This window comes from Nostoc sp. NZL, assembly GCF_015714705.1.
GTDB lineage: Bacteria > Cyanobacteriota > Cyanobacteriia > Cyanobacteriales > Nostocaceae > Nostoc > Nostoc foliaceum_A.
In genome coordinates, this window is the sequence record NZ_WBKL01000120.1 from 38,216 (window position 1) to 50,673 (window position 12,458).

The window sequence follows — 12,458 nt, forward strand, 5'->3', positions numbered from 1 at the left end:
TAGCTTTGCTGTGTCCGTAAATGTGAATCAAGATGGTAGGTTCTCGCTGATATTGGGCAATCTAAAAGTAGGCGATCGCTTTTTATTACGAATTAAAGCCTGGAGTGAGGATCTGGTAAACCAGTTATGAGCCTATTTTTTAAATATCTTTCACAGGTAATTTTCCTGCCGAGAGGCTGCGCGAACCTCAAATCTCTCAGACACCGAAGAAGATGGCTTGGTAGGCTGGCTCTAATACTGTGTACTTGGGGTTACTGGATACAACCAGTTCAAGCAGAAGGCAGTAGGAATTTGTATCCTAGCGGTACTACTGGTGCTAGAGCCAACCTTGAATGGCGGGCGACAGACAAGTATGGGCCTACAACCCCTGCGGATCATTCTCTTCTGCGGCGCACATTGCTACAAGTGTATGCTAAAGCTGGAGAATACATCCTCTTGGGTTCTAGTTCTGTGGGAGTAGATAGTGGTGATATTTTGATCTATGGCACCAAAACAGGTCGAATAGGTAATGAAACCCTCTCTAATCTTAAGTTCCAATGCTCCACCCAAAGAACCCAGACTCTAAACACAAATCAGGGTAAAATATCTAGTCGTAACCAAGAATTAGCAGGCCCAGACACAATTACAAACCCAGCAACTGCAACGACGGGTGGGGCGATCGCTAACGGCTACGTACCCTGTTACTATCAAGTTCCAGTCGGCGGTGATGGGATTTATTATGTAGCTTTCTATGGAGGTCAAGGAGGTAATAGTAACTTTGATGGAACTCCTACATCAGCAATTGACTTCGGCACCAACTTTAAAGATCCATCAGGAACCAGTATAGCTGCGTGGGATGTGACGGTACGCAGCAGCTTGACTTCCACAACAGATATTAACGGGCGACTCTTTGCCGACTACTTAGCACTATTTACTGGAGGCAATGGCAGACCGATCGAATCTTCATTCTACATTGTCACTAAAGATGGTTATCAATATAAAACTGCCCTCAATGGCTTAGACCCCAATGGTTTTGTCATTTATGGCAATGATGTAGGCTACTATGACAGCGATGGAAAAACACCACTCTACCATGATGTTCTGAGTGCAGTTAATAATGCTCTGATGCCACAACTTCAAGGTGGAACAAATTTCGCCTTACCCAACCACGTCATTTTCTTCAATAATCCTCAAACTAGCGCCGGAACAAATGACTCTCTCTTTGCCCGTGGTATCCCTACTGTAGCGACACTTCCAAGCATCAGTAATTCTAGCTTTACTGGTACAGCTGGGGCTAATAACTCTAACCAAAACACAGGTGGAGTTTTTAAATTCGACAGCAATGTAGCAGGCAACTATGAAATAGTCATTAGCAGAGATGGTAATGATTATGATCCTGCTAATCTACAAAACCGAGTCCTGCGGGGAACGATGACGGCATCTGGAAGTCAAACCGTTACCTGGGATGGTAAAGATAATAATGGTAATTTTTTCCCCGTTGGCACAGACTACCCAGTTAACATCACAACTCATGCTGGCGAATACCACTTTCCTCTTATAGATGCTGAAAACAGTACCAAGGGAGGGCCAAGTTTTACTCTCCTCAACGTCACCAATCCTTTGGGAAATAATACAGGGTTTTACGACGATCGCGGCTATCGTACCTTGTCTGGGACAAATGTGGGAACACCAGGTAGTCTATTGTGTGGAAATTCCCCACCATCTATATCTCACAGTAACCTGGTAACAGGATTTAATACTACTAGTACTCAGCGTGCCTTTGGTACAGCCACTGGTGGTAACACTAATGGAGTTTGTACAGGCTCCTTCGGTGATGTCAAAGGATTAGATATATGGACTTATGTTCCTAGTAATGCAGTTCTAACTTATTTAAATATTATCCCAACAACTTCTTATCAAGTTTCACCATTGGCGGGTCAAGTTATTATCAACGAGGTGCTTTATAACGAAACTGGTACTACTACTGCCACCAATGATGAGTTTATTGAACTCTACAATGCTTCTACATCCCCGGTAGATTTGAGTGGTGTGAGGCTGACAGATGGCAACCTCATCGTCGGTAGTAGCGATGCTGCTGGCGGCTTTCATTATACTTTCCCCAGTGGTACGACTTTACAACCAGGGAAATATGCTGTCATTTGGATTGGTAATAATAATGCCAACCATCAAGCAACAGGAGCAGCTTTTCAAGCTTGGTTGGGACAAACTCCCAAGCTCAACAATTCCGGTGATGATGTTTGGTTATATGATAACCAAAATAAGATTATTGACTATATCGCCTATGGTGCGGGTAATGAGGTTAATACACCTCCCCAAAGTTCTCTAAATTTGTGGGACAACACCTATCAGTCTTCTCTGGCTGGAGCTAACTCGGGCCAGTCTATCAGCTTGACCCCCAATGGTAAAGATACTAATATCAGTGCTTGCTGGGAAGCAACCACCAGTGGAAACGCTAGCACACGGTGTCCAAACTTTCTACCAACTAGAGATACTGATACTACAGGTAGTCGTGTTACCAGCGTTGGAGAAAGTAATAACGGTGCGACTACGGTTAATGCAAAGCTTTTGTTAGTGAAACGCATCACCCGCATCAATAACCAAGATTTAACTGATATTGTAGATGGTCGCAGTGATGTTGCTATTACTGCTGCTAATTATGTCCCAGAACCCTATGCCTCTGATGATAACGATCTTGCATGGTCTGCTGGCTACCTGCGAGGATTGATTAATGCTGGGACTGTTAAACCAGGAGATGAGTTGGAATATACTATCTACTTCCTCTCTAAAGGCCCAAATGATGCTACTAATGTTAAATTCTGTGACTTAGTTCCTACCAGTACTACTTTTATTCCTACTGCATTTAATGGTAAGACTCCTCGTGATGGTGGCTTAGGAGGAGCAGATCAAGGTATTGCCCTTGCTGTTAGTTCCAGCAGTCCCACAGTTTACCTCAGCAATATAGAGGATGCAAGCGATCGCGGACGCTTTTATGCTGCTAACGATCAAACCCCATCATACTGCGGTGCTAACACCAATGGAGCAGTGGTGGTGAATATCACACGAAGTCCAGATTTACCCAATTTAGCCAAAGATTTTTACGGCTTTTTTCGCTTCCGAGCCAGGGTGAAATAATCGCAAGTGAGGAATGAGTAGTTATGAGTTAAAAGTTTTGAATTTTTAACTCATCACTCCTAACTGTTGTGCTAACCGCCGCTGACTGGTGGAATCAGTACGACTTCATCCCCATCTTGTAGTAGGGTATCTGGTTCGACAAATATTAGATTAATCCCAAACCGGGTGATGTCACGCCATTGGGAGAGTTCGGGGTGTTCAGCTATGAGGCGATCGCATACTGCTTTGACTGGTATACTATTGGGGAATTCCAGCACCAGTTCCGAAACCCTAAAGGCTTCTTGATAAGCAGCGAACAATTTGACGGTAACGGTGATTGCAGATTTAGACATACAATATGCTTTGGCAGTACCAGCAAGTGGTTTTATACTTGACAAGCACCCTGAACTCTTGGAGTTAATTATACATTACTAACTACATGATTTCATGTCATATTTGGTTAATTTAGTTATGATTCCCAGAATCATTGCACAGCTTCTTGCAAGCTCTTTAGGCTTCTTGGTCTCTCTGCGTTTCAAAACGTGATTTTTTGAAACGCAGAGGGAAGCAAATTTTTGCCAAATTTAATATATAGAGTGGCATTCTTTGTGAGTTCAGCTTTCCAGCTAAACTAATCGCAGCCAACATGGCAGGGTGTCACCAAAGCCAATTCTAGAGGTTGCGATCGCATTGGAATTGTAATCATAAACTCTGTTCCCTGCCCAGGTGCTGAAAAACACTTTATTTGGCCACCATGTTTAGAGACAACAATTTCCTGGCTAATCGACAAGCCTAAACCCGTGCCTCTACCTACGGGTTTTGTGGTAAAGAAGGGGTCAAAAAGGCGATCGCGTACTTCCTCTGTCATACCGGGGCCAGTATCGCCAATCCAAATAGTCACAAACTCATTGTCAGTTACTTCGGTGCGAATCCGAATCGTGCTGCGGCAAAAGTAAATTTCCTGGGGCGATCGCTCTTTGTCATACTCTTCTAAAGCATCAATTGCATTTGCCAGTAAATTCATAAACACTTGGTTAAGTTGTCCCGCATAACATTCCACAAGGGGTAGATCGCCATACTCTTTAACGAGTTGAATGCCTAACTGGTTAGAACTGGCTTTAAATCGGTTGTGCAAAATTAGCAGCGTACTATCTAACCCAGCATGAATATCCACTGGCTTCATTTGGACTTCATCCACGCGGGAAAAAATCCGTAACGACTGAATAATCTCGCGGATGCGGTCAGCCCCAACCTTCATCGAACTCAGCAATTTAGGCAGGTCTTCACTGAGAAATTCTAAATCTATCGCCTCAGTCAGTTTCTGAATTTCAGCTAGCGGTGAGGGAGTGTACTTGGCATAGAGGTTCAACAGGTCGAGCAAGTCTTGGGTATATTGATAGGCGTGAGTCAGATTCCCATAGATGAAGTTGACGGGATTATTAATTTCATGGGCGACACCCGCCACCAATTGTCCCAAACTGGACATTTTTTCACTATGAACCAGTTGGCTTTGAGTTTCTTGAAGTTGGCGAAAGGCAAGTTCTAGCTTATTGGCTTGTTCTCGATAGCGTGCTTCTGATTCTTGCAATGCTTGCTCTGTATAAATACGTTCTTGGATTTCCTGTTGCAGCAGCTGATTAGATTGCTCCAGTGCAGATGTCCTTTCTTCCACCCGTTCTTCTAACTCAGATGTCAGTTTTAAAAGGGCGTTCTCTGCCTTAGTTCGCTCTTGAATCTCCTGCTCTAGACGCACATTTTGCTTTTGCAGTCTTTTGGTTAGGTTTCGTATGCTTAAATGGATTTTGACACGGGCTAAAACCTCTTCGTGCTGAAGCGGTTTAGTGATGTAATCGACCGCCCCAAGATTCAACCCTCTGACCTTATCCACCATATCAGAAAGCGCCGTCATAAAAATTACGGGGATGTCTTTAGTTGACTCTTTAGCTTTCAAGTGCTGGCAAGTTTCAAACCCGTCCATTCCGGGCATGAGTATATCTAACAAAATCAGATCGGGAAGAGCATATTCGACCTGCTCAATTGCATCCTCGCCATCCTGGGCTACCAACACTTGGAAACCAGAATCAGCCAAGAAATCGAATAACACTCCTAAATTCGTAGGGTTGTCATCAACGATTAAGATAATACCGTTTTCAATGTTTGAAATACTCATTAATTTACCCCTATTTTTTTTAAAACTTCACGGATTTTTTTAACTTGAAAACCTTTAGCTAATTGACGCAATTCTAAAGAAAAAGGTGCAAAACTAATATCTAATTCTTCCAAGTAATTAACTCTCTCCATAATCCCTTTGAGATCGCCTTTCATTGCTAAATTCAATAGAACGGCAATTTCCTCTGCCGATGGAGCTACTAACGATTGTTGAGAATTTTCTTGTTTGTTGTCTTTAAATACTTGAGTTTCATCCTCTTCATAAATCCATTCCAGTTCTAAGTGAGTTCGTAACTTTTCTAAAAGCTCTGTTATCCGAATTGGCTTAGGTAAAAAATCATTGCAACCTGCCTCTTTACTTTTGTTTAGATCGAAATCAAAAACACTGGCAGAAGTCCCAATGATTATTACATTCTTTAGTTCAGGCGATCGCCTGATCCTACGAGTTGTTTCAAAGCCATTCATTTGAGGCATCATCAAGTCCATTAAGATACAATCTGGCTTTAGTTCAGATGCCTTATTGAGACAATCTTGACCATCTATTGCTTCGACAATTTCAAATCCTAAAGGTGACAGCATCTTGACCAAAATTGAGCGATTTCCCGGTCTATCATCTGCGATGATAAGTTTTCGTTTATAGCCTTTAAAACCTTGGATATTTCGTTGTTCTTCTTTGATAAAATCAGCGTAGTGAGAAACTTCAGGCAAATCTAAATCAAAGAAGAAAATGCTCCCTTTGCCTAAGGTACTCTTCACTTGGATTTCGCCACCCATCATCTGAACTAATTGGCGGGTAATTGCCAGCCCTAGTCCAGTTCCTTCGGCTTTGCGATTGTGATCTCCTACCTGCTGAAACGGCAAAAATATCTCTTCTAATTGCTCTGGTGCCATGCCAACTCCTGTATCTTCCACCTGAAACCGAATTTTACCTTCGTGATAGCCGACTTTGAAAGCCACGCCTCCAGTTTCAGTAAACTTAACGGCATTGCCCAGTAAGTTAATCAAAGCTTGGCGTAACCGTTTTTCATCAGCCTTGACACCTGTAGGAAGTTGAGTAATCTGTTCAAAAATTAAACAAATACCTTTTTGTTCGGCGCGGATGCGACAGATTTCAGCAATGCCTTCTAGAAATTCTGGAAAATGAAAATCCGTTTGGTGGAGTTCCATTTTTCTCGCTTCAATTTTGGAAAGGTCTAAAATGTCATTGATCAGATTTAAGAGGTGGTCGCCACACTGATAAATAATACCCACATTATCTTTTTGCGAGTTAGTTAAAGTTTTGTCTCGTTTAAGAATTTGGGCATAACCTAAAATGCCATTGAGTGGTGTTCTCAATTCATGGCTCATGTTAGCAAGGAAATCACTCTTAGCCCGGTTGGCAGATTGTGCAGTTTCTTCTGCTTTTTGCAGATGCACATTTTTTTCCTGTAACTCTAAAGTTCGCTCTTGTACTTTGCCTTCTAAGCCAGTGTTGGCTAATTTTAAGTCTTTATAAAGACGGGCATTATCAATGGAAATCGCTGCTTGAGATGATAACAGTTGTAATACTTCTAAGCGATCTGATGTAAACGCGCCACTCGTGAGATTATTTTCTAAATAAAGGATGCCGCTAAGTTTTCCTTGATGGATGAGCGGTGTACATAAGACGGATTTGGGTTGATGAGTAAGTATGTATGGATCTGTGATAAATCTTCCTTCACAAGTCGCATCATTTAGTACAACATTTTCTTTGGTTCGGGCTACATAGTTAATCAAAGAAATGGGTAGTTCTTGACTAGTTGATACTGGAATTTTTTGTAGCACAATTACATCGTTTTTGTCTACTAATCCTGATGCTTCTATTAGCAACTGCCCTGATTTTTCTAAAATTAGGTAGCCTGTTTGAGCGCCAGCATTTTCTAGCACAATTGTCATTAATTTAGCTAGTAACTTGCCCAAAACTATTTCTCCAGAAAGGGCTTGAGATGCTTTCATAACTGTGGCTAAATCCATCAAGTCTGAAGCACTTTCACCCGTATAGCTTATAATCCGAGTTGCATCAGTACTGACGGTTTCTCGCTTTGATATCCGAAATAGTTGAGGATATCTTTTTTCCAAGTCTTTGACTTTTGCATTCGCTCCCCAACGGCTATAGCCATAGTAAGCATCGTTGAGATACGTATTAGCAACTTTCTCTCTACCACGAGCAAAATAGAATTCTGCTGCCAACTCCGAGGCTAGTGCTTCTTCTTGAATATATCCCTGTTCTCTGGCTCCATTTATTGCTCGATCATAAAACGCGATCGCTTTGATATCTTGTTCCAATACTCGTGCTTTTTCTGCCTCCACTAGCTCGTACTTATGCTGGTAATTGGCAGGAGAATGCAATGCCCATTGCTTCATTTTTTTCTGATGCGCTGCCACTTGGGTGAGATATTGTTGGCGTAGCTTGCCGCCGTAGGCATCGCTTGTTGATGCGGTGCGATATAAAGCCAGGAGAGTCAGAGAGTGATAAAATTTGTGTTCTGCTTTATACATCAATGCTCGTCCGCCTTGTTCGTATTTTTCTGCCAGCAAGGCATCTTCAGCAGCGCGATCGTAATTTTTAAATAAATAACCCAGAATCAGTTTAGAAACATAAATAGGATAAATAGCCATATAGTTATTGCTATTTATCAGAATTGGCAACATTTTATTTTCATCAAAACTTTCACCGATTAATCGGTATGGTTCCGCCGTTGTTTTAATTAAATTTAAACCTGTTTGTCGAACTATCTTCGCATAAATAATTTGAAATTCTTGTTTAGTTCTTTGCATCAAAGCAATATAGTGTGCCTGCTTTTTGAGAACTGTCTCTAGATTTTCACCGATAAAAAACAAATGCGTACAGTAGAAACAAGCCGAATAAGAAGCATATTCTAAATCTCCTGTTTCTAACCCTCTTTGGACACCATCAATTAACGGTTCTATAGTATTAATAGCTGGCTCTTTCCAATGCCTGATAAAATAATTAAATGTTTCATAGATTTTTGCCGTCATTTCTTTAGCATTGAATTGATTCAATAGCTTTAAGCCTAGCTGACCAAATTGATAGCCAGAATCCATGTCTTCAAAAGCGCCACATAGGAACATTCCATAAAGTACATACGCATAAGCTGACAGAGGAGAGTTCCCGTCTTTGAGACAGAGATTGGTCATTTTAAAAACGACTTGCGGATAAAGTTCGGGAGCTGCAATATAAACCGGAGGAATCAGATTTATCAAAACTCGCAGTGCTGCTAATTTATAAGCATCGGTCATTTCTGGCAATTCTATTAAATCCTCAATCCGTTTACCTCCTAAATTCAATCTAGTCAGTCTTGTTGGGGGTTTTGCTGCTAAAGGTAACCCTAGCATTTTCAGCACTTGCAGTCCGGTATTTAACGCGGCTTGCATTTGGTTTTTAGCAATATAAAACTGCATTTTTGTCTCATACACCTGGACTCTATCAAGCAGAGTTTTTGCCTGTGACAAAACTACATCAGAAAGCATTTCTGCTCGCTCGAAGTTGGTGTTTAGAAATTCTACTGCTGCTGTTTCTACATAGAGGTTCAGTGTCAGATCGTACTGACACTGCCAACTATCTGCTGTAAGGAGTTCCAAACCTACATTTAAATATTTAACAGATGATTCATAAGCTGTTGCTGCTTTTGCTTTCTGTCCAGCGATAAGATTGAGTTGAGCTAGTCTATCTTTTTGAGGCTGCGGGATGATGAATTCAGCACCAACATTCAGTTGGTTGACAATTTCAAAAATGTTTTCTTCAATGTCTGTTTTCGGGGTATGTATTAGTAGCAATTCACCGATTTTTAGGTGAGTCTGTTTTTTCTCGTCATCGGGAATGAGTGAATAAGACGCTTGCTGCACCCGGTCATGTAAGAATTTATAGGTGATGGGTGATGAGCGCTGGGTAATGAGCGATCGCTTTTTCTCAGTCTCTATTTGTTCGGAGTCAAAAACCAGCGGTGTTTTGTATGAATTGTTTAAGGGTAGAACCAAACCTGATTGCAAAGCTTCCCATAAATCTGCTGCTGTTTCTGACTGAGATTTTTTATTAATAATTGCCAATATATCTAAAGCAAATTTGTCTCCAATACAGGCGGCAGATTTTAACACGTTCTGCGTTGCATCTGACAGCTTTTGAATTTGGCTGACCATCAAATCAACGACATTATCAGTTATATTAACTCTATCAATAAACTCAAGATCCCATTCCCAAAAACCGCGACCAAAGTCAAAAACTAACAAGTTATCTTGATAAAGGGATTTGAGTAAATGAGTTAGAAAAAATGGGTTTCCTTGGGTTTTACTAAAAAGTAATTCAGACAGTGGCTTTGCCTTTAAAATTTCAGTGCGAAGAGTTTCGGCGATTAACTGGTTGACATGAGCAATATCCAAAAGCTGGAGGATAATGTTATTTACGATCGCACCAGTCTTTTTAATCTCCTCCAAGGTCTGAATCAAGGGATGAATGGCACTCACTTCGTTATCTCGATACGCTCCAATTACCAATAAATATTGGCTATCTGGGTCAGTCATAATTAACTGAATCAGCTTGAGGGAAGCTGAATCTGCCCACTGTAAATCATCCAGAAACAAAACTAGCGGGTGTTCGGGTTGACTAAATACATGAATGAATTGTTGAAATACCCGATTAAATCGGTTTTGCGATTCTGATGACCCTAATTGAGGAACTGCTGGCTGCGGGCCAATAATCCGTTCTACTTCGGGAAGAACGTCTATAACTACTTGACCGTTGGAACCAAGGGCATCTATTAGTTTTGATTTCCAAACGGCTATTTGGTCATCAGTTTCTGTAAGCAACTGCCGCATCAAATCTTGGAATGCTTGAATTAATGAAGCAAAAGGAATATTCCGCTTGAACTGGTCAAATTTACCAGATATAAAATAACCACGCTGCCTCACAATTGGTTTGTGAACTTCGTGAACTAAACACGATTTACCAATACCTGAGTAACCAGAAACTAGCATCATTTCCGTAGTTCCAGAACTGATGCGATCAAATGCTTCTAATAAAGTAGCAACTTCTATTTCCCGTCCGTAGAGTTTCTGCGGGATGGAAAATTGGCTGTATGAATCTAGCTGACCGACAATAAAGTGGGAAATTTCACCATCCGTTTGCAACTGAGTGAGACAAGTTTCTAAATCGGCTTTTAATCCTAGAGAGCTTTGATATCTATCTTCAGCAGTTTTAGCTAACAATTTCATTACAATGTCAGAAACCACTGGGGGAATTTTGGGATTTAACTCGTGAGGCGATATTGGTGTTTTTGCAATATGGCAATGAACAAATTCTAGAGGGTCAGCGGCATTAAAGGGCAGCGATCCTGTTAGCACTTGATAAAAGGTAACGCCTAAAGAATAGAAGTCAGTCCGGTAGTCAATTGAACGATTCATTCGTCCAGTTTGCTCCGGTGACATATAAGCAAGAGTGCCTTCTAATAAATTGGGATTGCTGATGCTTTGATTTTCTTTTTCTAAACGCGATGCAATACTGAAATCGATAATTTTAACTTGCCCGGTTTCTGGGTTAATAACGATATTGTCAGGTTTAATATCTTTATGAATAATCTTGGCTTGATGCAGTTGAGTGAGAGTGGATGCTAGCTGAATGGCTATTGTGAGAAATTCGGTTAATGACAATCGGCGATCGCTAATATACTTTTTTAGAGATTCTGCACCAAAGTCTGCCAAAATTAAGGCTAGCCCGTTATGATGAGTCTCTAAAGCTAGGGACTTGACAATTCCTTCTATATCTAATAGCGTCTGTGAAATTTTATATTCATGTCTGAGTCGGGTTAGTTCTTCGAGGCTGGGATACTCCGCTTTCAGAGCTTTAACGATCGCAGGGGTTTGATCTAACTCCTTGGAAGCTCGATAAATAACGGTGTTGACACCTTCATGCAGAGCTTCAATAAAGTTGTAACCGGGAAGGACAGGTATCATTTTTCTAAGACTGAGTGGTAATGGGCAATATCCACCACTGTCAAATAAAAGGACAATGAGGTGCTTTCTTTAGCATTCCCAGCCAGCCACAAAATTCTATAAGGCTAAATAAACCTCAACATTTAGAAATATAAGTTTGCTGCTATGTCCTGAAATTTTAATAAAAGTGCCGCGTCTGATGATTTTGGCAGATTCCTAGTTTTAAGTATTTATTTATTTGGCAGCAGCGTCACTGATAATATTAAGACTAATGCAGCAATTGTTCTGGGAGCAGCAGTTTAGGGAGAAGAACTATCTCCTGTCTTCAAAGAACGAATTAACTACGTTATAAATTTGTATAAAAATGTGGATGTCAGTACAATAATTTTTACTGGCAAAGATGTATTATTGTTAGATGAGAATATTTCCTAATCCAATATTTCTGGGTCAATTCCTAAAGCCTTGAGTTGTTCAGCAGAGAGAGTACGCAATTTCTCTACAATTCTCTCCCGCTTTTGTCGCTCAATCACAGCACGTTCCTCACCCGTTAGCAGTAAATTTCCTTGTGCATCCCACCAGCGCAACCAAGGTAACTCTGCATTCTGATAAAATCCTTGCCAGATTCCTAACTCTACATCCATAGGAACAATTGGGTAATGTCCCCGCTCATTGGGTTTCATCCGTTGATAAGTATTATCAACTAGGTGGTAAACTTCCACTTGCGCTTTTGCTACTTCATAAATCCCATAATAAGGCACTCGAATTGCCTGCTCATAAACCCAAAACTTACCAACATTTCCACCTTCCCCTTGAGATGGCGGTGTTTTATCTCGTTCTTCTGAACCATCTCCAGAGACAAACTCTAGCACAATCAAGGGTGCAATATACTCCTTCCACAGCACATAAGAACGGCGCATTTTACCGTCAAGGGTTGGTGGTACATTGGGTACATAAAACCAGTTTGGTGCTTCAGCCCCTTTCTCAGGAGGATCTGGTAATCGCCAGTAGATACCAGAATCTTGTCCAATACAATATTGATTGTCAGGATGAAATTTCTCTAGAACAGGTTTAATTGAATCTGTGATTAAAATACTTTGTGGATGCTCCTGAAGATTTTTTACGAATGTACCGTCTGAGTCTGGTAACTGCGTATGGTCAGGTAAAGTTAATGCCGATAGGGAAGTCATAGGCTTTAACCGAAAGTTCTATGGTTT

General features: G+C 41.0%; 5 protein-coding genes. 1 reads left to right on the top strand and 4 read right to left on the bottom strand.

Annotated elements, in window-relative coordinates; genetic code table 11:
* The first annotated feature begins 126 nt into the window (after positions 1 to 126).
* Positions 127 to 3,132, top strand: coding sequence for a lamin tail domain-containing protein (locus F8R90_RS32940; protein WP_230966375.1), 3,006 nt, complete (start codon positions 127 to 129; stop codon positions 3,130 to 3,132).
* Between the two features lie 71 nt (positions 3,133 to 3,203).
* On the opposite strand, the gene F8R90_RS17205 is transcribed toward F8R90_RS32940, so the two are convergent.
* The 4 genes from F8R90_RS17205 to F8R90_RS17220 form a co-directional block, all read right to left on the bottom strand.
* The gene (locus F8R90_RS17205; RefSeq protein ID WP_196511749.1) at positions 3,204 to 3,464 is read right to left on the bottom strand and encodes a MoaD/ThiS family protein; all 261 of its coding nucleotides are present in this window, start codon (positions 3,462 to 3,464) and stop codon (positions 3,204 to 3,206) included.
* A 278-nt stretch (positions 3,465 to 3,742) separates the two neighbouring features.
* Positions 3,743 to 5,281 (bottom strand): hybrid sensor histidine kinase/response regulator, encoded by a 1,539-nt coding sequence (locus tag F8R90_RS17210; protein WP_196511750.1) that lies wholly within the window; start codon positions 5,279 to 5,281, stop codon positions 3,743 to 3,745.
* Positions 5,281 to 11,265 carry a hybrid sensor histidine kinase/response regulator gene (locus F8R90_RS17215; protein WP_196511751.1) on the bottom strand — a complete coding sequence of 1,995 codons (5,985 nt, stop codon included), beginning with the start codon at positions 11,263 to 11,265 and terminating at the stop codon, positions 5,281 to 5,283. The genes F8R90_RS17210 and F8R90_RS17215 overlap by 1 nt, the downstream gene beginning before the upstream one ends.
* A 407-nt stretch (positions 11,266 to 11,672) precedes the next feature.
* A complete protein-coding gene (locus F8R90_RS17220) occupies positions 11,673 to 12,431 on the bottom strand; it encodes a Uma2 family endonuclease (protein ID WP_196511752.1) in 759 nt (252 codons plus the stop codon).
* Positions 12,432 to 12,458 lie beyond the last annotated feature (27 nt).

What these genes read in the sequence shown, in the direction of transcription:
- F8R90_RS17220 (WP_196511752.1), bottom strand. Translation starts at nt 12,431, where the DNA reads ATGACTTCCCTATCGGCATTAACTTTACCTGACCATACGCAGTTACCA.
- F8R90_RS17205 (WP_196511749.1), bottom strand. Translation starts at nt 3,464, where the DNA reads ATGTCTAAATCTGCAATCACCGTTACCGTCAAATTGTTCGCTGCTTAT.
- F8R90_RS17215 (WP_196511751.1), bottom strand. Translation starts at nt 11,265, where the DNA reads ATGATACCTGTCCTTCCCGGTTACAACTTTATTGAAGCTCTGCATGAA.
- F8R90_RS32940 (WP_230966375.1), top strand. Translation starts at nt 127, where the DNA reads ATGAGCCTATTTTTTAAATATCTTTCACAGGTAATTTTCCTGCCGAGA.
- F8R90_RS17210 (WP_196511750.1), bottom strand. Translation starts at nt 5,281, where the DNA reads ATGAGTATTTCAAACATTGAAAACGGTATTATCTTAATCGTTGATGAC.